21 protein-coding genes and 4 pseudogenes are annotated in these 20,776 nt (G+C 68.5%); 17 read left to right on the forward strand and 8 right to left on the reverse strand.

The window, feature by feature from the left end:
* Positions 1 to 223: 223 nt before the first annotated feature.
* Positions 224 to 370, forward strand: coding sequence for a hypothetical protein (locus tag OG446_RS31635; RefSeq protein ID WP_328898473.1), 147 nt, complete (start codon positions 224 to 226; stop codon positions 368 to 370).
* A 175-nt stretch (positions 371 to 545) separates the two neighbouring features.
* Here OG446_RS31635 and OG446_RS31640 read toward each other — a convergent pair whose 3' ends face one another.
* Positions 546 to 1,106 (reverse strand): hypothetical protein, encoded by a 561-nt coding sequence (locus OG446_RS31640; protein ID WP_328897215.1) that lies wholly within the window; start codon positions 1,104 to 1,106, stop codon positions 546 to 548.
* A gap of 326 nt (positions 1,107 to 1,432) precedes the next feature.
* Between OG446_RS31640 and trhA the strand changes: the two genes are divergently transcribed.
* The 3 genes and pseudogenes from trhA to OG446_RS31655 all read left to right on the forward strand — a co-directional run bounded on the left by trhA (position 1,433) and on the right by OG446_RS31655 (position 3,358).
* The gene (gene trhA / locus OG446_RS31645; protein ID WP_328898474.1) at positions 1,433 to 2,146 is read left to right on the forward strand and encodes a PAQR family membrane homeostasis protein TrhA; all 714 of its coding nucleotides are present in this window, start codon (positions 1,433 to 1,435) and stop codon (positions 2,144 to 2,146) included.
* A gap of 5 nt (positions 2,147 to 2,151) precedes the next feature.
* Positions 2,152 to 2,557 (forward strand): annotated as a pseudogene (locus OG446_RS31650) (transposase family protein); the annotation flags it as partial.
* A gap of 120 nt (positions 2,558 to 2,677) precedes the next feature.
* Complete coding sequence (locus OG446_RS31655) at positions 2,678 to 3,358, forward strand: helix-turn-helix domain-containing protein (protein ID WP_328897216.1); 681 nt, start codon at positions 2,678 to 2,680, stop codon at positions 3,356 to 3,358.
* Positions 3,359 to 3,402: 44 nt separating this feature from the next.
* Here the strand turns inward: OG446_RS31655 and OG446_RS31660 are convergent, their stop codons facing one another.
* Positions 3,403 to 4,287 (reverse strand): universal stress protein, encoded by an 885-nt coding sequence (locus OG446_RS31660; RefSeq protein WP_328897217.1) that lies wholly within the window; start codon positions 4,285 to 4,287, stop codon positions 3,403 to 3,405.
* A 176-nt stretch (positions 4,288 to 4,463) separates the two neighbouring features.
* Between OG446_RS31660 and OG446_RS31665 the strand changes: the two genes are divergently transcribed.
* The 5 genes from OG446_RS31665 (at position 4,464) to OG446_RS31685 (ending at position 7,356) form a co-directional block, all read left to right on the forward strand.
* The gene (locus OG446_RS31665) at positions 4,464 to 5,369 is read left to right on the forward strand and encodes a universal stress protein (protein ID WP_328897218.1); all 906 of its coding nucleotides are present in this window, start codon (positions 4,464 to 4,466) and stop codon (positions 5,367 to 5,369) included.
* Positions 5,370 to 5,474: 105 nt separating this feature from the next.
* Positions 5,475 to 5,927 carry an Hsp20/alpha crystallin family protein gene (locus OG446_RS31670; protein WP_328897219.1) on the forward strand — a complete coding sequence of 151 codons (453 nt, stop codon included), beginning with the start codon at positions 5,475 to 5,477 and terminating at the stop codon, positions 5,925 to 5,927.
* A 1-nt stretch (position 5,928) separates the two neighbouring features.
* Positions 5,929 to 6,423: a flavodoxin domain-containing protein gene (locus tag OG446_RS31675; protein WP_328897220.1), complete on the forward strand. Its 495-nt coding sequence runs from the start codon at positions 5,929 to 5,931 to the stop codon at positions 6,421 to 6,423.
* 50 nt (positions 6,424 to 6,473) lie between these two features.
* Positions 6,474 to 7,061: an Rv1733c family protein gene (locus OG446_RS31680; protein ID WP_328897221.1), complete on the forward strand. Its 588-nt coding sequence runs from the start codon at positions 6,474 to 6,476 to the stop codon at positions 7,059 to 7,061.
* Positions 7,054 to 7,356: a cation-transporting P-type ATPase gene (locus tag OG446_RS31685; protein ID WP_328897222.1), complete on the forward strand. Its 303-nt coding sequence runs from the start codon at positions 7,054 to 7,056 to the stop codon at positions 7,354 to 7,356. Before OG446_RS31680 ends, OG446_RS31685 begins: the two co-directional genes overlap by 8 nt.
* A 202-nt stretch (positions 7,357 to 7,558) precedes the next feature.
* Here the strand turns inward: OG446_RS31685 and OG446_RS31690 are convergent, their stop codons facing one another.
* Both OG446_RS31690 and OG446_RS31695 read right to left on the reverse strand, forming a co-directional pair.
* Positions 7,559 to 7,876, reverse strand: coding sequence for a metal-sensitive transcriptional regulator (locus tag OG446_RS31690; protein WP_328897223.1), 318 nt, complete (start codon positions 7,874 to 7,876; stop codon positions 7,559 to 7,561).
* Positions 7,873 to 8,274 (reverse strand): annotated as a pseudogene (locus OG446_RS31695) (DUF302 domain-containing protein). The gene OG446_RS31690 and the pseudogene OG446_RS31695 overlap by 4 nt, the downstream one beginning before the upstream one ends.
* A 122-nt stretch (positions 8,275 to 8,396) precedes the next feature.
* Between OG446_RS31695 and OG446_RS31700 the strand changes: the two are divergent.
* The 4 genes and pseudogenes from OG446_RS31700 to OG446_RS31715 all read left to right on the forward strand — a co-directional run bounded on the left by OG446_RS31700 (position 8,397) and on the right by OG446_RS31715 (position 11,502).
* Positions 8,397 to 9,767 (forward strand): MBL fold metallo-hydrolase, encoded by a 1,371-nt coding sequence (locus OG446_RS31700; protein ID WP_328897224.1) that lies wholly within the window; start codon positions 8,397 to 8,399, stop codon positions 9,765 to 9,767.
* A gap of 29 nt (positions 9,768 to 9,796) precedes the next feature.
* A complete protein-coding gene (locus OG446_RS31705) occupies positions 9,797 to 10,156 on the forward strand; it encodes a rhodanese-like domain-containing protein (RefSeq protein WP_328897225.1) in 360 nt (119 codons plus the stop codon).
* Entirely contained in the window at positions 10,153 to 10,896 is a 744-nt protein-coding gene (locus OG446_RS31710; RefSeq protein WP_328897226.1) for a sulfite exporter TauE/SafE family protein, read from the forward strand. Before OG446_RS31705 ends, OG446_RS31710 begins: the two co-directional genes overlap by 4 nt.
* 36 nt (positions 10,897 to 10,932) lie before the next feature.
* Positions 10,933 to 11,502, forward strand: a pseudogene (locus tag OG446_RS31715) (rhodanese-like domain-containing protein).
* Positions 11,503 to 11,574: 72 nt separating this feature from the next.
* On the opposite strand, the pseudogene OG446_RS31720 reads toward OG446_RS31715, so the two are convergent.
* Positions 11,575 to 12,562: pseudogene (locus OG446_RS31720) on the reverse strand (Tn3 family transposase); the annotation flags it as partial.
* Between the two features lie 43 nt (positions 12,563 to 12,605).
* Here OG446_RS31720 and OG446_RS31725 point away from each other — a divergent pair.
* Positions 12,606 to 12,992, forward strand: a complete 387-nt coding sequence (locus OG446_RS31725; protein WP_328897227.1) for a cation-translocating P-type ATPase C-terminal domain-containing protein — start codon at positions 12,606 to 12,608, stop codon at positions 12,990 to 12,992.
* Between the two features lie 5 nt (positions 12,993 to 12,997).
* Here the strand turns inward: OG446_RS31725 and OG446_RS31730 are convergent, their stop codons facing one another.
* Positions 12,998 to 13,648: a CBS domain-containing protein gene (locus OG446_RS31730; RefSeq protein ID WP_328897228.1), complete on the reverse strand. Its 651-nt coding sequence runs from the start codon at positions 13,646 to 13,648 to the stop codon at positions 12,998 to 13,000.
* Between the two features lie 62 nt (positions 13,649 to 13,710).
* The gene (locus OG446_RS31735) at positions 13,711 to 15,060 is read right to left on the reverse strand and encodes an MBL fold metallo-hydrolase (RefSeq protein WP_328897229.1); all 1,350 of its coding nucleotides are present in this window, start codon (positions 15,058 to 15,060) and stop codon (positions 13,711 to 13,713) included.
* Positions 15,061 to 15,306: 246 nt separating this feature from the next.
* Here OG446_RS31735 and OG446_RS31740 point away from each other — a divergent pair, with 246 nt between their 5' ends.
* The 3 genes from OG446_RS31740 (at position 15,307) to OG446_RS31750 (ending at position 19,550) form a co-directional block, all read left to right on the forward strand.
* Complete coding sequence (locus OG446_RS31740; RefSeq protein ID WP_328897230.1) at positions 15,307 to 16,386, forward strand: alcohol dehydrogenase catalytic domain-containing protein; 1,080 nt, start codon at positions 15,307 to 15,309, stop codon at positions 16,384 to 16,386.
* Positions 16,387 to 16,542: 156 nt separating this feature from the next.
* Positions 16,543 to 17,154 (forward strand): HAD family hydrolase, encoded by a 612-nt coding sequence (locus OG446_RS31745; RefSeq protein ID WP_328897231.1) that lies wholly within the window; start codon positions 16,543 to 16,545, stop codon positions 17,152 to 17,154.
* Positions 17,151 to 19,550: a glycoside hydrolase family 65 protein gene (locus OG446_RS31750; RefSeq protein ID WP_328897232.1), complete on the forward strand. Its 2,400-nt coding sequence runs from the start codon at positions 17,151 to 17,153 to the stop codon at positions 19,548 to 19,550. Before OG446_RS31745 ends, OG446_RS31750 begins: the two co-directional genes overlap by 4 nt.
* 44 nt (positions 19,551 to 19,594) lie before the next feature.
* Here OG446_RS31750 and OG446_RS31755 read toward each other — a convergent pair whose 3' ends face one another.
* Positions 19,595 to 20,584, reverse strand: a complete 990-nt coding sequence (locus tag OG446_RS31755) for an Acg family FMN-binding oxidoreductase (RefSeq protein WP_328897233.1) — start codon at positions 20,582 to 20,584, stop codon at positions 19,595 to 19,597.
* Positions 20,585 to 20,776 lie beyond the last annotated feature (192 nt).

Below are 20,776 nucleotides of genomic sequence, written 5' to 3' on the forward strand. Positions count from 1 at the left end.
GTACGTACCCGGTGACACGACTTCTCTGGCGAGCACGAGAAGGCAAGCTACCCCACTGCGGGCACGTAATGAGGCCCGGATCGTCACAAACGTCCATGCGGCAGCCTTTCACCAGTAGCAAAGATCGAAAGCGCATGACCGTCTGAGGCGGATTCCAGAGGGCCATGGCGGGAAAGCGCGCGACCGGCTCGGCCGGATCGATGTCCTGGTCAAGAACGTCGGCATCGGTTCGTCGGGCGCCACCGTGGAAAGCCCTGTGGCGCAACACCAGCGCGTCCTCGACATCAAGGTCCTCGGCGTTATCCGCATGACGAAGGTCGACCTGCCCCTCATACGGGCCCAGGGCCGTGGCCGGATCATCAACATGTAGTCGTTCTACGGGTTCGCACCTCAGCCGTTGATGTCCGCCTACATCGCGTCCAAGCACGCGTCGAGGGGTATTCCGAGTCCTGGACCACGAGGTCCGAAAGCACGGTGTCGCCGCGCGGCGGCTCAGGAGCCGTACGCCCTGTGAGGCTGTTGTCGTGCAGGTGGAGGAGCGGCCTTCAGGCGTTCGTCCAGGCTTCGAGGAAGGCTTTCCGGCCAGTGGGATCGTCCGCCCTGCGGTCGGCGTGCAGGACGTGCCAGGCGGTGAGTTCGAGATCTCGAAGCCACAGTTCTCCGATGACCTGTGTCTTGAGGTCGGGGAGATGGTCGGATTCGGCGAGGGCTTGGCCGATGACCTCACCGGCTGCGACGCGCTGTGGCGGGGTCATCTCATCGACGGCAGAGAGGATTTGCCGGGCCAGAGCGGTCCCTTTGCCTGCCAGGGCTTGCAACATGTCGGCCTTGAGGGTGGCGGGTAGCAGGTAAGCGGTGCCGGAGGACCTCCACAAGTCCGACCAGAAGCGTTCGCCGGTCTCGGTGGGGTCGGGGAGCGCGGCCAGCAGTCCGAGGAGGTGGCCGGTGGCCGCGTAGCCACTGGAGTGCGCAGCCGCGACGACTGCGATGCCGGCGACGCGCTCCACATCGAGATGGCTGGCTCCGAGGTCTGGAGCCAGGACCAGTTGGTGTTCCAACTGGCCCCTGAGGGAGGCGGATACGTGAGGGTGGACCTCAGGAAGCATCGGTGGTCCTTGCGGGTAGGCGAGCGGTGGTGCCGGTTCGGAAGCCCTGATCGTTCCCCGTAACCAGCCGATCTACTCGGCTTTGAGTGTTCAATCGGTGGCGGGAGCAAGGGGCCGCACAGCGGGAGAGCCCACACCCGGCGACATGGGACGGGCTTCACAACCGACCTCTCGACAGACTTTCCTGCGAGCTCTCCTACCATGAACGCATGATTGCCAGTGACGCCCAGGAGTCCGGGGGAGGACGGGAAGCCGTGCCCCTTGACGCCGCTGAGGCCAAAGGTGTCCACGTCGCCTCGGAGCGTGCGGAACACCGCGCATTCGGGATGCTCCGAGAACCACAAGGTAACGGTGCCGCAGAAAATGGTCACCCGGTTGCCGCTCTGGTAGAGCACGCGGCCGACTTGGTGGAACCGGTCAAACCGAGGCTGCGCGGCTGGCTCCACGCCGGAATGGTTCCCGCCGCGCTGATCGCCGGCCTCGTTCTCATCTGCCTGGCTCGCACCCCGCAGGCAACCATGGCCTGCGCCGTCTACTCGGTCACTGCCTGGCTGCTCTTCGCGACAAGCGCCATCTACCACCGCGGCACCTGGGGGCGGCTCGGCGAGGCTCTTCTGCGACGCCTCGACCACGCCAACATCTTCCTGATCATCGCCGGCACCTGCACCCCCCTGGCCGAGCTCCTCCTGCCGCCTGACCAGAGGTCCGTGCTCTTGTGGATCGTGTGGTCAGGCGCGTCGGCCGGAATCGCGTTCCGGGTCCTGTGGGTCGGGGCCCCGCGCTGGCTGTACACACCGTGCTACCTGGCCCTGGGATGGGCACCGGTGCGCTATCTGCCCGACTTCTTGCACACCGGCGGAGTAGCCGTACTCGCCCTGATCGTGGCCGGCGGTCTGCTGTACAGCGCGGGCGCGGTCGTCTACGCCCTCCAGCGCCCCGATCCCTCACCCCGCTGGTTCGGCTTCCACGAGGTGTTCCACGCCCTGACCGTGGCAGCCTTCACCGCGCATTACATCGCCATCTCCCTGGCCACCTACTGACAGCGAGCGGGAAGCATAAGAAGCACGGCATGAACGTGCAGGCCATCACGCCCCGTTCGGCCGCCTACTGTGGGCCTCGGCCGCGCTGCCCGGCGCTGTGCACGACATTAAGGCAGCCCGCACCCACGGCATCATCGACGTCCTGGCCGACGCAGACCTCCCCTGTTGGGTAGATAAGGGCTACCAGGGTGCCGGCGGCACGGTGCGGGTGCCCTTCCGCGGCAAACACCGCAACCTCTCCGCCGGCCAGCAGGCCGTCAATGTCGCTCACGCCCGCATCCGCGCCGTCGGCGAGCAGGCCATGGCCACCTCAAGGGCTGGCGCCTATTGCGCAAACTCCGCTGCATCACGTCCCGCGTCACCAGCCTTGTCGAGGCCGTCCTCACCTTGCACCTGACCTGCTCAAACTGAGGTTGGAAAAGGCTCACTCCCTTCGCCGATCAACACCAGCGCGCTTCTATCCTGCGCCGGGCCCCGACTCTCGCTAGCTTTGGCCTGTACGACGTGCCTCGACAGACAGGGAGCCCGAGGATGCCCTCACCACCGCATTCGGCGAGAGGTGACATCGGCCGACGTGTCGCCACGCGTCGCAAGCAGCTCGGCCTGTCCAGACAGGATGTGGCGCTGCGCGCAGCTGCCGCCCCCGGCTACATCGAATACGTGGAGGAGCACTCGTCGGCGGCGCCGGGTATCGGCTTCCTGCTTCGGCTGGCCAACGCCCTCGAAACTTCCGTCGAGGAGCTGACGGGCGCGACCGAGGAATTGCCTGCGGGGCTTGCAAGAGCGGCCCCGCAGGCCCAGATGGTGGAACTCGACGAATCGGAGTCCTGGGCCCTCCTCGGCGATCACGGTGTGGGGAGGGTTGCACTCGCCGAAGGGGACGGGCCGGTCGTGCTGCCCTTGAACTACCAGGTTCTGGACGGTGAGGTCATGTTCAGCACTGCCGAGCACTCCCCGCTCGCCGCCGCCGACGGCACAGAGATCGCTTTCGAGGCCGATCACATCGACGACGCCTTCAGCAGAGGGTGGAGCGTGCTGCTCGTCGGGCCCGTCCGTGCTGTGGCGGAGGAGGAAGCGTCTCGCCGACTCAGAGAGGCTGCGTACTCGACCCCGTGGGCGGGGGGAGGGCGCCAGCACGTCATGTTGCTCTCGCCGCGACGCGTCACAGGGCGCAGGATCATCGTGCCTGGTGCACCGGGCGACGACGGCTGATTTCGGGGTACACCGAAGCTCGGCTCCGGCCCTGTCCGATGTGCTCACTCGTGCGGGACGACGGCGATCGGCGTGTCGCTGTGATGGATCGCGGCCTGCGCGACGTGGCCGAGGTGAGAGCCTGCGGGGCCGCCCCGGCTGCGCCGTCCGACCACCAGGAGGGCGGCACCCCGGGAAGCATGGATCAGTTCAGCTGCCGCCGGGCCGGTGACCGCCTTCTCCGTCACCGTGACTTCGGGGAACCTGGACCGCCAGGGCCGGATCATGTCTGCCAACCCTTCGGTGACACGCTGTCCCAGTTCGACGCCGATGCCCGGGTCCATGATCGCCGCATATCCGTACGCGGCCGGCAGGGACCAGCTGTGTATGGCCCTGAGATCCTTGCCCGTGCGGGAGGCTTCGCCGAATGCGAAGGCGATGAGCGGGTCGCACGGATGACGGATGTCGAGCCCGAGAAGAATGTCCGAGTCCGCAGTGCCGACCGTTTCAGTCGACGATTGAGGCCCTGTGGCGCCTTCTGCTCGTACGAGGATCACTGGTTGGCGCGAGGTGGCGACCACCGGGAGGGAGATCGAGCCGGCGAGGAAGCCGGCGACCCTGCCGAGAGCTCGTGACCCCAGCACCATCACCTCGGCGTCGTTCGCGGCGCTCGTGAGTTCATCGGCCGCTCGACCGTGCTTCGCAGCGGTCGCGACCTCAAGGCCGGGATGGTCGCTGCGGACCCGGTCGGCAGCGTCGAGCAGCAGGCTCTCGGTGCGGTCGGCCTCCGCCTGGGCGAAATCCCGCGGTGTCTCGGGGCTGATCGGCGCCTCTTCCACATGCAGAAGGAGGAGTGGAACGGCCCGTTGCCCGGCCTCCCGAGCAGCCCATCGCGCTGCCGCAGCACTTTGGGGCGAGCCGTCCACTCCGACGGTGACGTGACGAGTCATGACAGGGCCTCCTCGGACCAGGTTCCGGATGGGGAACCACGTATCCAGCCTCGCTGGGTGCTTTCGGTAGCGGGAGGGCCGACAGGTCTCGATCGGGGCCGAAGGGCCCCTCCGTGTTTGCTGCCGTTCGGTGCAACGGTGGTCGAGTAGCCCTGGGCCACTCCCGAGGAGGAGCCATGACCAGCGACTTTCCCGGCCCCCCGGAACTCGGGGCGGTTGTCGTCGGCATAGACGCATCCCCACAAGCACGGGCAGCTGCCCTGTGGGCGGCCGCGGAAGCCGACCGTCGCGGGCGGCCGCTGCACATCGTCCATGCCACCGATACCGACCGGCGCGCCATCCTCTCGTCAGCCGACACCATCCAGGCGTTGCGCGAAACGGCGCGCGACCTGATGGCCGGCACAGCAGATGCCGTAGGCGAACAGTTCCCCGGCCTGACGGTGACGAAGGAGCTCAGCCGGCAGGAGCCGGTGGCCGGCCTGTACGCGGCTGCCGGGAATCGGGGAACGATCGTTGTGGGGAGCAGAGGGCTGGGCGGGTTCGGTGCCTTGATGCTCGGTTCCGTAGGTCTGGGCGTGGCCGCGCGGACGAAGGTGCCGGTGATCGTCGTACGAGGCGAACTGGACCGGGCCGAGACGGGTGAGGTCACTGCTGCGGTGTACGGCGCGTCCGATCTCGACTGGCTGACGGTGGCGGCCGCCGAGGCACAGGCCCGTAAAGCGTCCCTGCGTCTGTTGAGTGTGTGCAACGTGCTGGCTCATGTCGGCAGCGTCACCACCATGCTCGACGACATCGGCGGAATCGCAGAGCAGAGAGTGCACGAGGTATCCGCCATGGCCGACCGCGTCCGGGCGCGCTGCCCCGGCCTCCCGGTCACCCATCACGTCGAGACAGGAACAAGCGTCCCCGGTGTCCTCGTCGAGGCGACGACCCATACCGACCTGCTGGTCATGGGCACCAGGCATCGAGTGTTCCGGGCGGGACCGGCGCTGGGGCGTGTCAGCCATGCGTTGCTCCATCACGGTCAGTGTCCCGTCGAAATCATTCCCCCCGACTTCGCGGTGGCGGGCGATGAACCGTGACAGCCCTTGTCGCGCACGACGCTCCACGCTGTCCGGACGTATCGCCACTGTCGGGGCGGGGGCGCCGCACCAGGTCGGCCACATCTCCGAAGAAAGGAGCACATGATGACACGCACGAAGACTGAACACAGGCGCAGCTTCCTCCCCGATCTCGTGGACTGGTTCGGCAGCGAATTCCCCGGGCTCCCCGGCTGGCGTCCCGGGTCGGCCGCTCACTCCATCCCGATCGAGGTGTCGAACCAGGAGGGCGAGTACGTCCTGCGCGCTCAACTGCCGGGCATGGAACCGGAATCGGATATACGCGTCACGGTCGACGACAACCTCATCACCGTGCACGCGGACCATGCCGAGTCGCAGGAGGACAAGGAGCACTCCGAGTTCCGTTACGGATCCTTCCGGCGAACGGTGCGTCTGCCCGGCACGATCCGTCCTGACAAGGTCGATGCCTCATACACGGACGGTGTCCTCACCGTTCGCGCCGCACTGTTGGACCGGCCGGAGGAGAGCGAGTACAGCATCCCGGTGAAGCGCGGCGACGACCGGGGCGAGGAGCGGTGACATGACGTCGAAGCGCGTGCTGGTCGCGTTCGGGAGCAAGCACGGAGCGACTGCGGGGATCGCTGACGAGCTCGGGAGGACGCTGCGGGGAGACGGCCTCGACACGGTCGTCCAGCCGGCCGACTCCGTCAGGGACCTGAGCGGCTACGACGCGGTCGTACTCGGTGGCGCGCTGTACGCCGGACGCTGGAACGGCGAAGCGACCCGGTGCGCCCGGCGCAATGCGGAGCAACTCCGGCGCCGCTCCGTCTGGCTCTTCAGCAGTGGCCCTGTCGACAGCTCCGCCGAGCAGCGCGACATACCCCCGGTGCACGGCGTTGCCCGCTGGATGAAGAGACTCGACGCGAGGGAACACATCACCTTCGGCGGGGCGCTTGCTGCCGAAACCCCAGGCAGGATCGCTCGGGCGCTGGTCCGCCGCGGCAAGGGCGGTGACTTCCGCAACCCCGAACGCATCCAGGAATGGGCCCACCACATCGCCGACGAACTCACCTGACTTCGTTGAGCGATGCCCGGGCCTCACCCTTCCGGCTACGGAGGTGCGACATGGCCGGCGACGACTCCCCGGCTCCCGGCGGCGGCCTTTCCGGGACGAAGCCTTTCGGACGCCTTGCTCTGGTCATCGGCGCGGTGATCGCGCTCATCTGCGGCGCGATGAGCGCAGGAGCGGTGTGGAAGACCGCTGCCCGGGCAGACACGGACGTGGCCGCACACCGGCATCGGGTCATCGCCACCACGACCGACCGGGCCGGCGTCGCCCCGGCGGCCCGCTACGGGGCGACGCCCCTGTCCATTGCTCCGGCCTCGTGGCAGTACCCCGGTCACGTCCCGCGGAGCGGGAGCATTCATGTCCGGGCAGGTACCCCCAAGGGCAACAAGGTGGCGATCTGGGTGAATGACGCAGGCACGTACCAGGCCCAGTCCCCGCCGAGCCTTTCCCAGCGGGTGTTCACCTCCATGGCCGTCGGTGGCGGGGCTGCCGGTGTCGTCGGACTGACCGCGGCCGCTGCCGTCCTGCTGGTCCGCCGACGGGCCATGGGTCGTCGCCTCGTTGCGTGGGAGCGGGAGTGGGAAAAGGTCGAACCCGTATGGACCGGTCGGCTCCGCCGGGAACCCGGACACGAAGATGACTGAGTCTGCCCCGAGCGGCGACACCTCGCTCCCCGCGCTCCGCCCGGATTTCGATCCGAGCGAGTCTGTGCCACGGTTGCGCCGCGAACTGGCCACCGGCCCCGACGGGCTGTCGGCCCGCGAGGCGGCCCGGCGCCTTGCTGTTCACGGCCCCAACGAGGTGCGTGCCAGGGCGCACTCCTCCTTCGTGCGGGAGCTGGTCACTCAGCTCATCCATCCTCTGGCGCTGCTTCTGTGGGCAGCGGCCGGGCTCGCCTTCGTCGCGGACCTGGCGGTGTCGGGCATCTGTGCGGTTTGAGGGTCCGTCATGGCCCCGGATACTGTCACAAACATTTCCCAAAACAGACCTCAACCCGTATTTGATTGAGAACGAGTTGTGACAGTGAATCCAGGTCTCGGTCGGCTTCCGCCGACCTTTCTTTATCTTGCTCCGGGAAAGGGTCGTTTCTGGGAGCCCTCGGGTGGGCCCCGCCCCTGTTGCCGGAGCGGGGCGGCAGTGATCATGCCAGGGTGAGGAAGAGCTTCTCCAGTTCCGCCTCGTTCATGGCCGGGGTGCCGCCGTCCTCGGGGGCGGTCAGGCACTCGCGCATACGGCCGGCGATGATCTTGAAGCCGGCACGGTCCAGTGCCCGGCTGACGGCGGCGAGCTGGGTCACCACGTCCCGGCAGTCGCGGCCTTCCTCGACCATCGTGATGACTCCCGCCAGCTGCCCCTGGGCCCGGCGCAGGCGGTTGAGTACGGCCCGGGCGGAGGCTTCGTCCGCGGCGGTTACGGCCCCGGCGGCTTCCGGGGCCGGGTTCGGCAGGGTCGGGTTCATCCGTTGAGCTCCTTGGCGAGTTGGGCGAGCATGTCGTCCAGTCTGCGGGTTGCCTCGTTCGCGACCGGTGTCACGGCGTCCAGGCCGGTCAGAGTGACCATGGTCGTTGGGTCCAACGCCTGTACCACTGTCTGCGATTCCTCGGTCCGGATCACCACTTTGCAGGGCAGCAGGAGTCCGACGCTCCGGTCGGCGTCGAGGGCCTGCTCCGCCAGCTGCGGGTTGCAGGATCCCAGGATCAGGTAGTCCTATATGTCCCGGTCGAGCTTGGCCTTGAGGGTTGCGGCCATGTCGATCTCGGTGAGCACCCCGAAACCCTGTGCGGCAAGGGCCTGCCTGGCGGCGGCCACGGTTCGGGTGAAGTCGGCGTGGACTCGGATGGTCCGGTCGTATCCCATGATCTTCCTTCCCCGCCTGGGGTGAAGGGGGTGATTCACCTCCCACTATACCCCCGGGGGTAATCTGTTACCGTGGATTTAATACCCGGGGGGGTATCCACCCAAGGAAGTGAGCAGCGGACATGTTCTTCGTCGACACCATCGAGATCGAGGGCCTGGGAAACCGGCACTACCTGGCCGGCGGCGCCCGGACCGCCGTGGCGGTGGACCCGCCCCGTGACATCGACCAGGTGATCGCGGCGGCGGCGCGGCGCGGGGTGCGCATCACACACGTGGTGGAGACCCACATCCACAACGACTACGTGACGGGCGGACTGGAACTGGCCCGGGTGACGGGCGCCGCCTACCTGGTGCCGGCCGCTGCCCAGGTCTCCTTCGCCCGTGTTCCGGTCAGCGACGGCGACGTGATCGAGCTCGACCAGGCGCTGGCCGTACGAGCCCTGGCCACGCCCGGCCACACCCCGCACCACACCGCGTACGTCCTGGAGGACGGCGGGACACCGGTCGCCGCGTTCACCGGCGGTTCCCTGCTCATCGGCACCGTGGGCCGCCCCGACCTGGTCGAGCCCCGCCTCACCGAGCACCTCGCCCGCGCCCAGCACGCCTCAGCGCACCGACTGGCCGCGGAACTGCCCGACGCCACCTCGGTCCTGCCCACCCACGGGTTCGGCAGCTTCTGCTCCTCCGGGCAGGCCGAGGGCGACGCGAGCACCATCGGCCGGGAGAAGACCGTGAACGCCGCCCTGGCCCAGGACGTCGACTCCTTCGTCGCCGACCTGCTGGCGGGCCTGGAGGACGTCCCCGCCTACTACGCCCACATGGGCCCTGCCAACTCGGCCGGCCCCGACCCCGTCGACCTGACCTCCCCCCGCCGCGCGGACGCCGAGGAGATCGCCGCCCGGCTCGCAGCCGGCGAGTGGGTCGTGGACCTGCGTAACCGCGTCGCGTTCGCCCAGGGCCACGTCGCCGGTTCGTTCAACTTCGAGGCCGACGGCAAGATCGCCACCTACCTGGCGTGGATGATCCCCTGGGGCAAGCCCGTCACCCTGCTCGCCGAGACACCCCAGCAGCTTGCCGAAGCCCAGCGCGAACTGGTCCGGGTCGGGATCGACCGTCCCGCAGCCGCCGCGACCGGCGCCCCGTCCGACTGGCTGCGCCCCGGTGACGCTCCCGCCTCGTTCCGCCGCGCGGTCTTCGCCGACCTGGCAGCCGCGCTCTCCCGGGCAGAGCACACGCCGGTGGTCCTGGACGTCCGCCGCGATTCCGAGCGGGCGGGCGGGTACATCGAGGGCTCGGTCCACATTCCCGTGCACGCGCTGTACCAGCGGATCGACGAGGTGCCCGCCGGAGAGGTGTGGGTGCACTGCGCCGGCGGCATGCGGGCCGGCATCGCGGCCTCGCTGCTGGACGCGGCCGGGCGCGACGTGGTGGCCGTCGACGACGGCTTCGACCGGGCCGCAGACGCCGGCCTGACCATCCGCACCGCGGCTTGAACCCCCATCTGAACGAGAGGAGCCCCGCCATGCCCGTCTTCCCCACCGGTCCCGGCCGGCTCGGCGTCATGGAGACTCACCGCGTGTTCCGCGAAGCCACCGCCATCCTGCTGGACGTGCGAGAGGCCGAGGAATGGCAGGCCGGGCACATCCCCGGTGCGCAGCACCTGCCGCTGTCCCGGCTGACGGCCGGAGCGACGGTGCCCGGCGTACCCGCCGGCTCGCGCCTCGTGCTGATCTGCCGCTCCGGGCAGCGTTCGCAGCATGCCGCCCACCTGCTGTGTGAACGGGGCATGGACGCGGTCGATGTCACCGGCGGTATGAAGGAATGGGTCCGCCAGGGACTGCCAATCCAGGACACCGCCGGGGCAGCGGGAACGGTCATATGAGCGTGCTCATCCTGGCCCTGGTGGCTGGTGCGGTGGTCGGCCTGGCCCTGGGCGGACTCGGTGGGGGCGGCAGCGTCCTGGCCGTGCCCGCACTGATCTACCTGCTCGGCTTCAGTCCCGTCGCCGCCACCACCGCCAGCCTGATCATCGTCGCCGCGACATCCATCAGCTCCCTGGTCGCCCACGCCCGGGACGGCAACGTCCGCTGGCGGGCCGGTCTGCTGTTCGCCGCCGCGGGCATCGGCCCCGCCATGCTCGGCGGCGCCGCAGCCGGCCGCATCCCCGCCCCCGTACTGACCGTCGCATTCTCGGTGATCGCCGCACTCGCGGCCTGGCGCATGCTCCGCCCCAGCCGCCCCGCGCCGGACCACCCCCCGCGGCCGGCCAGGGCCGCAGGGGCCGGAGCCGGCCTCGGCGCCGTCACCGGCGTGCTCGGCGTCGGCGGCGGCTTCCTCGCCGTACCGGCCCTCGTCAGTGTCCTCGGCATGCGCATGAAGGCAGCCGTCGGCACCAGCCTCCTGGTCATCATCATCAACTCACTAGCCGCGCTCGCCACCCGCACCGGCACCGCCGACGGCCTGGACTGGGCCGTCATCGCCCCCTTCACCGGGGCCGCGATCCTCGGCGCCTGGGACGGCAAACGCCTCGCCGCGAAGATCTCCGGCAACCGCCTGCAGCACGTCTTCGCCTACGTCCTGCTCGCAGTGGCCGCCCTCATGCTCGTCGACACCCTCGTCTGACCCAGCCCCACCCGAACCGAAGGACAGAACAAACCCATGACCACGACTCTCACCACCACCGCTGTCCGCGAGCGCCTGCACAGCCTCGTCGTCATCGACGTACGCACCCCCGGCGAATACGCCGGTGGACACCTGCCCGGCGCCCACAACATCCCCCTCGACGACCTCGAACACGCTCTGCCCACCCTCCGCGAGGCGGCCGACCGCGGAGACCTCCTCATGGTCTGCGCCTCCGGCGCCCGCTCGCAGAACGCCGGCACCACACTGGCCTCCAACGGCATACCCGCCGCGAGCCTCGAAGGCGGAACCGCCGCCTGGGCCTCGGCATGAGGAGAGCTGCACCGCCCGGCCACCACCGCAGCGCCCACATGGGCCATGGACCGCCAAGTCCGCCTCACCGCAGGCTCCCTCGTCCTGCTCCGGCTGCTCCTCGGCCAGGTAGTCCACCCCGCCTGCCAGCTGATCTCCGCAGGCGTCGCCGCCGGCCTCGTCTACTCCGCCCTCTCCAACAGCTGCGCCATGGCTTCCCTGCTCGGGAAACTCCCCTACAACCGCACCAACCGCACCGACCTCAACATCACCCTCGCCGCCCTGCGACACAACTGACCGCGAAGCGCGCAAGAGCAGCTCAGGGTTGCCCTCGCGGGCTGTTCGGCGCCAGGGTGCATAGTCCCGGTGTTACGCCGAGGTTGCGACTGCTTCTCCCTGCGGGGTGCGTGGGCCGGGTACCGCCGCCCGGATGGACAGGTCCAGATCGAGGCGGCTGTTCATGTCCAGCTCGAACCGGCCGTACGGATTCACGTGGGTCCAGAACAGCGGCGACAGCGCCCTCCGGTCCGCGTCGGTGAGCTTGTCCGCCCACTTGTCGTCGGCCAGGACTTCCTGCATCGGCAGCGTGTTGACGCGCACCAGCGCGGACTGGAGCAGGTGGACGGCGAGCATGGACACCTCCTGGGACTCCTTGTCCGAACCGGCCACGCCGTCCTTGCCGTAGAAGAGGGCCTTGTTCGCGGAGTTCCAGTTCTCCACCACCTGCAACCCCTCGTGGATCTCGCGCCGCATCTCGACGTCGGCGAGGTAGTCGCAGACGAACGCGGTCCGCACCGCCCGCCCGAGCTCCTCGATCGCCCGGTACGTCGGGTGCTTCGGCCCTCCCCGCGCGAAGCGGCGTAGGACCTGCTCGGCCTCGGCGATGCCCAGGCGCAGAGCGGTGGTGTACTTCACGATCTGGTCGTACTGCTGGGCGATCAGGTCCCAGTCGATCGTCTTGGTGGCGAGCACCGGCGCCAGGTTCGGCCACTTCTCGTCCTGCCCGGCCGCCGGCCGGTACAGCTTCGCCGAGCCGATGTTCTTCAGCCTCGGCATCAGCTTGAAGTCGAGCATGTGCGCGAAAGCGAACCCGACGATGGAGGCGCCGTGCGTATCGGTGTACGGCCCGGTCCACTTCCATATCGGTGCAGTGCCGCAGCACGCCCTCGATCATCGAGGCGACCTCAGAGGCCGAACAGCTCTTGAGCTGGGAGTAGATACAGACCGAATTCCGCTCCACGTGCCAATAAATCATCACCCCGGGGCCCAGGTAGCGCTGGTGCCACTCGGTCATCAGGTTCGAGGAAACGACCGCCCCGGCCGCACCGGCAGGGAGTGATCTCCCGCGACATGCTGATCCGCAGCTGGGGTTACCTCGGCGTCGTGTCGGCAGCCTGGTCATGGGCGCGTTCTTCTACGTGCTCTGGCGCGGCGGCTGGCAGTCCGGCCGGCCCACCGGCGAGGGCTCGCCCTTGCGCGGGACGTACATCACGGCCACCACAGCCACCTTCGCGGGTATCGTCACCTGTCAGATCGGCACCGCACTGGCCGCCCGCACCGACCATGCCGCCCTGCGAGACATCGGCCTGTTCACCAACCCGCTGCTGCTGGCTGGCATTGGCTTCGAACTCGCCTTCACCGCCGTACTCGTCTACGTGCCAATCCTGCAGGATCTCTTCGGTACGGCCTCCCTCCCTCTGGACGTTGTCGTCCTTATTGCGGTCTTTCCCGTTCTTGTCTGGGGCACGGACGAACTGCGACGCGCGTGGCGTCGCAGTCATCGGTGATCGCTTCAGGGGGATTCGGCAGCGGTGAGTTCGCACCGTACGTCCACGATGCCCTCAATACCTTGCGCCAGCCGGGCGGCCACCGGGATCAGAGTCCTGTCGTGTACCTCGCCGGACAGGGTCACGACACCGTCGGTGACGTCTACCCGCACGTGTGCCGAAGGGAGAGGGAAGAGACGCTCGATGACCTGGTGCCGAATGTCGTCGGCGAGTTCGGAGTCCGGCCTGAGGAACACCTTCAGCAGGTCAGATCTGCTCACGATGCCTGCCAACGTGCCCATGTCGACGACAGGGAGGCGTTTGACGTGGTGGGTGGCCATGAGGCGTGCGGCCTGAGGCAGAAGGGCGTCTGGGGAGATGGTGACGGCCGGACTTGTCATCAGGTCTCTGGCACACAGGGAGCCGGCTTTTCCCGTGTCTCCCAGGCGGCGCATCTGTTCGATGAGACCGGGGCCTCGCTCGTGAAATTCCTCCTTGGGAAGCAGGTCCGCTTCCGAGACCACCCCGATGACATGGTGCTCTTCTTCGAGAACGGGAAGGGCGGTGACCTTCCACCGGGCCATGGCTTCGACGATCTCCTTGAAACCGGCTCCTGGTGCAACCGCCACAACCTTCTTCGTCATGACGTCGGCGACGTTGTAGGGGCGCGTGCTCATGGTCCTGTCCTCAGGGGAGTTGACGGTTGGACGGACGATGTACCAGGGACGGTGGTTGTGCGTCATCGGATCAGCACCGCCTCGCCGGGGCGCGGGACGACGGCTGTCCAGCCCAGCTCGTGGTCGATGCGGGCCCGCAACACCTGAGATGACGTCTCCTCGCCGTGAACCAGATAAGTGGTGTGCGGCGGTGGAGCGTTGCGCATCCAGTCGAGAATCTGGCCCGCGTCGGCGTGCCCGGAGAAGTGCGGCACGTCGGCCACCTCGGCGCGCACCGGAACGTACTCGCCGAACATCTTGAGGGCGCGAGCACCGTCCACCAAGTCTCTGGCACGTGTTCCGGCGGCGGCGAAGCCCACGATGACGACGCTGTTGCGGGGATCGGGCAGCAGCCGGTGCAGATGGTGCAGGACACGGCCGCCCGTTGCCATGCCTGCCGAGGAGACGATGACGGCTGGGCCCCGTGACCTGTTGATGGCGATGGACTCCTGCACCGTCCGGGCGGCCAGGAAGGGTTCCGGGCTCAGCGCGTTGGGCCCCCGATCGAGGACCTCGGGCCGCAGCTCGGAAGACCGGTTGCGCAGTGCCTCCCGGTACACGTCCAGGGCAGCGAGAGCCATGGGGCTGTCAACGTAGATCGGCACGGATCCCGGCAGCACCCCGCTGTCTCGGAGCCCGGCCAGTTCATGCAGGACGACTTCGGTGCGGTCGATCGCGAAGGCGGGAATGACGACGGTGCCTCCCCGGGACACAGTGCGCTCGATGACCGAGGCGAAGCCGGACCGGCCGCTCTCCTGGTCGTGGCGGCGGTCGCCGTAGGTGGACTCCACCAGCAGCACGTCGGCACCCGAGAACGGCTCCGGAGGCAGGAGCAGGGGGTGGCCCGGGCGGCCGAGGTCGCCGGAGACGGCAAGACTGTGCCCGTCCTCCAAAGTGAGGTGCGCCCACGTGGCGCCGAGGATGTGCCCTGCGCGGTGCAGGGTCACTCGGGTGCCGGCCTCGATCTCGGTCTCGCTGCCAACAGGAATGGGATCGAAGTAGGACAGGGTCTTCTCCACGTCGGCGTCGTCGTACAAGGGCTCTGCCGGGTGGTGCTTGGACCAGCCGTGCTCGTTCGCGTGCTGGGCGGCTTCCATCTGGAGGTGGGCGCTGTCACGCAGGACGATCTCTGCGAGACGGGCGCTGTCGGCACTCATGAGAATCGGTCCCCGGAATCCCTGTCGGACCAGGCGGGGCAGATAGCCGCAGTGGTCCAGGTGCGCGTGGGTGACGAGCACGGCGTGGATGTCGCGGGCGTCCCGGGCGAGCTTCTCCCAGTTGCGCCGCCTCAGGTCTGCGAAACCCTGGAAGAGGCCGCAGTCGACGAGTATGCGGGAGCGGTCGCCCTCGATCAGGAACTTGCTTCCGGTCACGGTTCCCACGCCGCCCAGGAAGGTGAGCAGTGCAGGTCGGAGGCCGGTTCGGACGGGCCGAGGAGTCGCTTCGGACATGGACACCCCTTGACGTGAGTGGGCAGTTCCACCATCGCACCTGGTGAAGGAAGTCGGATGGGCCCGCCAGGGGCCCTGATGGGGACCGACCGGCCCATGCGGCTCCCCCGGGCCCTGGGTGAACCTGGCGGTGACCTTGTGGACGAGAGACAGGAAGCAGGCCACGTCATGAAGGCACTCCTCTTCCGCGGCCCCGGCCACATCGAGTGGGGGGACGCGCCGGACCCGAGAGTCGAGGACGCCGCCGACGCGATCGTCCGGGTCGACGCCGTGACGATCTGCGGGACGGATCTGCACATCGTCAAGGGCGATGTGCCCGAGGTGGAACCCGGGCGCGTGCTCGGCCACGAAGCGGTGGGCACCGTAGTGGAGACCGGGCGCGACGTCCGTGCGGTCCGTCCCGGTGACCGCGTCCTGATCTCCTGCATCTCCGCCTGCGGGCGGTGCCGTTTCTGCCGCGAGAGCAGGTACGGCCAATGCCGAGGCGGCGGCGGATGGGCCCTCGGGCACACCATCGACGGCACACAGGCGGAATACGTCCGGGTGCCCTTCGCCGATCTCTCCGTCCACCCGCTTCCCAACGCCGTCGACAGTTTCGACGCCGTGCTCCTGGCCGACATCTTCCCGACCGCGTACGAGGTGGGCATTCTGAACGGCGCGGTACGACCGGGCGACACAGTTGTGGTGGTCGGCGCCGGACCCATCGGCCTGGCGGCCGTCGTCACCGCTCGCCTCTACGCTCCCGAGCGGGTCATCGCCGTGGACCTGACCGAGCCCCGACTGGCTGCTGCACGCGCCCTGGGCACGGAGGCGACAGCACGTGCCGACGAGCGGCCGGAACAGCTCGTCGCAGACCTGACAGGCGGCCTGGGGGCCGATGTCGTCATCGAAGCCGTCGGAGTTCCGCAATCGTTCGAGATGTGCACGCGCATGGCCCGGCCGGGCGGCCACGTCGCGAACATAGGCGTCCACGGGAAGCCGGCTGTACTGCACCTCGAAGACCTCTGGATCAAGGACATCACCATCACCACCGGCCTCGTGGACACCTCGTCCACCCCCATGCTGCTGCGCCTGCTGGCAGCCGGAAGGCTGCCGGCGGCAGAGCTGATCACCCACCGGTTCGAACTGGGGCAGATGGAGGAGGCATACGACGTGTTCGGGCGCGCGGCAGACACCGGAGCACTCAAGGTGGCGCTGGGCGGGCCGCAGCACAACACTGTCAGTGTCCGCGCCCCGGCCGACCGATGACCACCATGCGCGGCGCCCCGCACATACACGGCATTGTCTTCGACACGGACGGTGTGCTGCTCAACTCCGCCTCCCTGCACGCCTCGGCGTGGAAGGAGGCTTTCGACGGCTGTCTGGAGGCGCTGGCGTCCGAGGGGAGGAGACAGGCACCCTTCGATGCGGACGGGGAGTACCGGCAGTTCGTGGACGGGAAGGCGCGGTTCGACGGGGCCCGGGCGTTCCTGGAGGCCCGCAGTCTCCCACTGCCCTCCGGAAACGCGGACGACCCACCCGGCTGCGCGAGCGTGTGGGCGGTCGCCGCACGCAAGGAGCGGGCCTTCACACAAATACTGCGAACCCGGGCAGTCCCGTCATTCGCCGACGTCACACCAGCACTCGGCGCGCTGCGGGCGGGGGGGCACGAGGTGCGCCGCCGTATCCGCGTCCCGGCATGCCGGAGAGCTCCTGGAATCAGCCGGCATCCACGGTCTCTTCGACGTCGTCGTCGACGGCGGAGAGGCGGCACGACTGGGCCTCCCCGGCAAACCGGACCCCGCTCTGTTCCTGGAGGCGGCATCCCGTCTGCGTGTGCACCCCCGGCACACCGCAGTGGTGGAAGACGCGGTCGCCGGCGTGGAGGCAGGACGACGCGGAGAGTTCGGTCTCGTCATCGGTGTGAACCGCACGTCAGACCCCCGTCAGGCAGCTGCGCTGACCGATCGCGGCGCCGACCTCGTCGTGCGAGACCTGACCGAACTCATCGGTGACCCACCGGGAGCACCCTCATGACAGCGGCCTGGACCTGGAACTACAGCACGTACGACCCGCACGCGGAGCACGTCGTCGAGACACTGTGCACGCTCGGCAACGGTAGGTTCGCCACGCGTGGCTCCGCACCGGAGTGCCGGGCGGACACCGTCCACTATCCCGGGACGTACATGGCAGGGGGTTACGACCGCCTCACCTCGGTGGTGGCCGGCCGACGGGTCGAGAACGAGGACATGGTCAACCTGCCGAACTGGACGCTGCTGCGCTACCGCTGCCTGCCCGAGGGGCGACCGCCCGGCAAGTGGCTGACCCCCGACTCCGAGGACCTGCGACGGTACAGCGTCCGCCTCGACCTCCGCGCGGGGATACTCACGCACCGCCTCCTCTTCCAGGATGCCGAAGGCCGCGGTCTGCGCGTCACCCATCACCGGATCGTCCACATGGCCGCCCCGCAACTCGCCGCGCAACGCAGCCTGTTCCGCGCATACGGCTGGAGCGGAACCCTCGAAGTCGAATCGGTCCTCGACGGTGACGTCACCAATGCCGGTGTCGAGCGCTACCGTGCACTCGACGGACGTCACCTGCAAGCCCACCGCGCCGGGTCGGAACCCCGTGGAGTCGCGTGGCTCACCTGCCGGACAGCCGAATCAGCTGTCCGGTTCGCGCTGGCCGCCCGCACACTTACCGTTCCTGCCGCACCGGTCGTGGACGACCACACCGCAACCGCCGCCGTGCAGCGATACATGCTTCCGATGTCCCCCGGCGGGTCTGCCATGGTCACGAAAACCGTCGCGCTGCACACCTCGCGCGACCGGCCGGTCGCCGACCCCCTGGCAGCAGCCGTGGACGACGTCGCGCACGCGCCCCACTTCTCCGCACTGCTGGCCTCACACCGTTCCGCCTGGCAGCGCCTGTGGCACGAGGCGGAGCTGTATGTGCCCGGAGAAGCGGGACACATCCTGCGCCTGCACCTTTTCCACGTGCTGCAGACGCTCTCCTCCCACTCCGCGGAACTGGACGTGGGCGTGCCGGCCAGAGGGCTGCACGGGGAGGCGTACCGGGGGCACGTCTTCTGGGACGAGCTGTTCGTGCTGCCCTACGTGACCATGCACTTTCCCGAGGTCGCCCGCGCGCTGCTCATGTACCGCCACCGCCGGCTGCCCGCGGCTCGGGCCGCGGCGAGGCAAGCTGGAGGCAGCGGCGCCATGTACCCGTGGCAGAGCGCTGGTTCGGGGCGCGAGGAGACCCAGTCGCTGCACCTCAACCCTCAATCCGGCCGCTGGCTGCCCGACCACTCACACCTCCAGCGCCACGTGGGCTCGGCAGTCGCGCTCAACGGGTGGCGGTACGCGCAGGCCACGGGAGACCGCGGATTCCTGCACTCCGCAGGGGCGGAGATCCTGCTGGAGGTCGCCCGGTACTGGGCGGGCGCCGTCACCTTCGACGACGGACAGCGGCGCTACCGGCTGCGAGGAGTCGTCGGACCCGACGAGTACCACGACGCCTACCCGGAAGCCGATACCCCAGGGATAGACGACAACGCCTACACCAACGTGACCGCAGCCTGGGTACTGGCCCGCGGCCTCGACCTGCTCGACGAACTTCCCGACGCGCGGCGCCGGGAACTGATGGAGCAGCTCTCCCTGGACGAAACGGAACGGGAGCGCTGGGACGACATCTCCCGCCGCATGTATGTGCCCTTCCACCAAGGCGTGGTCAGCCAGTTCGAGAACTACGACCGGCTCGAGGAACTGGACTGGGCTCGATACAGCCGTCGCTACAGGGACATCCGCCGACTCGACCGGATCCTGGAGGCAGAGGGCGACTCGGTCAACCGGTACAAGGCGTCCAAGCAGGCCGACACGCTCATGCTCGGCTACCTCTTCCGGCCCGCCGATCTCGACGGACTGTTCACCAGGCTCGGATACCGGCTCGACGACGAGGTATGGCGGAAGACCGTCGCGTACTACGCGAAGCGCACGAGTCACGGCTCGACCCTCAGCAGTCTTGTCCACGGCTGGGTTCTCGCTCGCCAGAAGGGGCCGGAAGCGTGGAGCCACGTCGAAGAGGCACTCCTCAGCGACGTGGCGGACATCCAGGGCGGCACCACCGGCGAGGGCATACACCTGGGCGCCATGGCGGGCACGCTGGACATGGTCCAGCGTGGGATCACCGGGCTGGAGGCCGGGTCCGAGGGGCTTCATGTGGATCCCGTCGCGCTGCCCGAAATCCCCCGGGTCTCTTTCACGTTGTGTTTCCGTGGCCATCGTGGCATCCGGATCCGCATGATGCCCGGCCGGATCGGCATCAGCGTTCCCGCCTCTCCACTTGGCCCGCTCGTCGTGTTGCTGGCGGAGGGACGACGGGTCGTGGTGCCTGCCGGGGGAGAGCGATGGTTCCGGCTGCCCCGCCACTGACCGGAAGAGCGCATGCCACACCCTGTCCTGTCCTGAACACACGGTCACCTGATGGTGAGGACCTCGTCGACCGGCCTGCGCGGAGTGGCCGCTCCCGTGGGACCGTAGCCGAGCCTGAGCAGCATGTGGACGAAGCCGGTGGCGGAGCTGGGATCGCGTGCGAAGGACCGGAGTTCGGGCCATTCGAGAGGCTGTGACATCAGCGAGGTCGCGAGTCCGTCCAGGGTGGCCTGCAGAAGCACGCGCTGCAGGGCCTGGCCTGCCCTCAGCCAGTCCACGGGCCTGTCCTTGACAGTGCCGAGCAGCGCTATTTGCGGTTGCTTCTCGAAGGCTGCCTCGGCGCGGTCCCGCTCGGTGTGGAGGGTGTCGAAGTCCCGTACGGGGGCGCTCACGCCGAACTGCCTCGGGCCGAAGGCATCACTGGGGATCCCTTCGGTGCTCGGCCCTTCGCCGGCCCTGCCGGTGCGGGTCCAGGCGGCGATCTCCTCGCGCATCGAGGTACTGGCCGACTCGAAGAGCTCCGAGTCATGGACGAGTTCCATGACGGTTTCCGTGTGCCAGGCTCCTGGGACAGTAAGCGTGCAGCCTTCCAGTTGAGCCGCTGCGGAGAGTCCGTCGAGTATCGCCGTCGAAATCTGCTCGTCGGAGAAGGGAAAGCGGCTGGTGTGCCGCTGCCGTACGGCGGGATACAGCGCCGCCAACTCCCTTTCCGGGGAGCCGGCCTCCTGGAGCACCACATCAGCCAGATGCCAGGAATCCGACGAGTGGGGGAGCAAGCGCGGGAGGGCAGTCCAGCCGCGATGGGCCGCCGCAACGCGAAGATTGAACAGTGCGGCGCCGCACCCCAGGTGCAGGCCACGATTGTCAGGGTCACCGACCGGCATGGTCCGGACCGGATCGCCGTACACGGCGAGGACCCCGGTACCGGTGGAGAGGACGAACTTCCAGGGCTGGGAGTTATGCATGGAGGGCGCCATCACGGCATCCTCGACCAGCGATGTCACCACTGCCGCATCATCGTCAGTCATCGACATGAGGAGTCCTGTCTCTGCATGTGATCATCGGCGCCACGTTATCGGTGCCCGGTGCGTCGTCCGGAACTGCTCTCAGTCACAGTTTCCGACAGGAATGACTGGCACAGGAGGGGCCGAACGGTCCTTGGGCCGGGCCGACCGGGCCGCTCCCCACTGCCTCCGGTGGGGCCAGCCACTGCGATGGGACCTTTG

This window comes from Streptomyces sp. NBC_00236 (assembly GCF_036195045.1).
In the GTDB taxonomy this organism is placed as follows: domain Bacteria; phylum Actinomycetota; class Actinomycetes; order Streptomycetales; family Streptomycetaceae; genus Streptomyces.

Bases quoted from the DNA above. Each gene is read 5' to 3' on its own strand.
- OG446_RS31640 (WP_328897215.1), bottom strand. From the start codon at position 1,106: ATGCTTCCTGAGGTCCACCCTCACGTATCCGCCTCCCTCAGGGGCCAG.
- trhA (WP_328898474.1), top strand. From the start codon at position 1,433: ATGCTCCGAGAACCACAAGGTAACGGTGCCGCAGAAAATGGTCACCCG.
- OG446_RS31655 (WP_328897216.1), top strand. From the start codon at position 2,678: ATGCCCTCACCACCGCATTCGGCGAGAGGTGACATCGGCCGACGTGTC.
- OG446_RS31660 (WP_328897217.1), bottom strand. From the start codon at position 4,287: ATGACTCGTCACGTCACCGTCGGAGTGGACGGCTCGCCCCAAAGTGCT.
- OG446_RS31665 (WP_328897218.1), top strand. From the start codon at position 4,464: ATGACCAGCGACTTTCCCGGCCCCCCGGAACTCGGGGCGGTTGTCGTC.
- OG446_RS31670 (WP_328897219.1), top strand. From the start codon at position 5,475: ATGACACGCACGAAGACTGAACACAGGCGCAGCTTCCTCCCCGATCTC.
- OG446_RS31675 (WP_328897220.1), top strand. From the start codon at position 5,929: ATGACGTCGAAGCGCGTGCTGGTCGCGTTCGGGAGCAAGCACGGAGCG.
- OG446_RS31680 (WP_328897221.1), top strand. From the start codon at position 6,474: ATGGCCGGCGACGACTCCCCGGCTCCCGGCGGCGGCCTTTCCGGGACG.
- OG446_RS31685 (WP_328897222.1), top strand. From the start codon at position 7,054: ATGACTGAGTCTGCCCCGAGCGGCGACACCTCGCTCCCCGCGCTCCGC.
- OG446_RS31690 (WP_328897223.1), bottom strand. From the start codon at position 7,876: ATGAACCCGACCCTGCCGAACCCGGCCCCGGAAGCCGCCGGGGCCGTA.
- OG446_RS31700 (WP_328897224.1), top strand. From the start codon at position 8,397: ATGTTCTTCGTCGACACCATCGAGATCGAGGGCCTGGGAAACCGGCAC.
- OG446_RS31705 (WP_328897225.1), top strand. From the start codon at position 9,797: ATGCCCGTCTTCCCCACCGGTCCCGGCCGGCTCGGCGTCATGGAGACT.
- OG446_RS31710 (WP_328897226.1), top strand. From the start codon at position 10,153: ATGAGCGTGCTCATCCTGGCCCTGGTGGCTGGTGCGGTGGTCGGCCTG.
- OG446_RS31725 (WP_328897227.1), top strand. From the start codon at position 12,606: ATGGGCGCGTTCTTCTACGTGCTCTGGCGCGGCGGCTGGCAGTCCGGC.
- OG446_RS31730 (WP_328897228.1), bottom strand. From the start codon at position 13,648: ATGAGCACGCGCCCCTACAACGTCGCCGACGTCATGACGAAGAAGGTT.
- OG446_RS31740 (WP_328897230.1), top strand. From the start codon at position 15,307: ATGAAGGCACTCCTCTTCCGCGGCCCCGGCCACATCGAGTGGGGGGAC.
- OG446_RS31745 (WP_328897231.1), top strand. From the start codon at position 16,543: ATGCGGACGGGGAGTACCGGCAGTTCGTGGACGGGAAGGCGCGGTTCG.
- OG446_RS31750 (WP_328897232.1), top strand. From the start codon at position 17,151: ATGACAGCGGCCTGGACCTGGAACTACAGCACGTACGACCCGCACGCG.
- OG446_RS31755 (WP_328897233.1), bottom strand. From the start codon at position 20,584: ATGTCGATGACTGACGATGATGCGGCAGTGGTGACATCGCTGGTCGAG.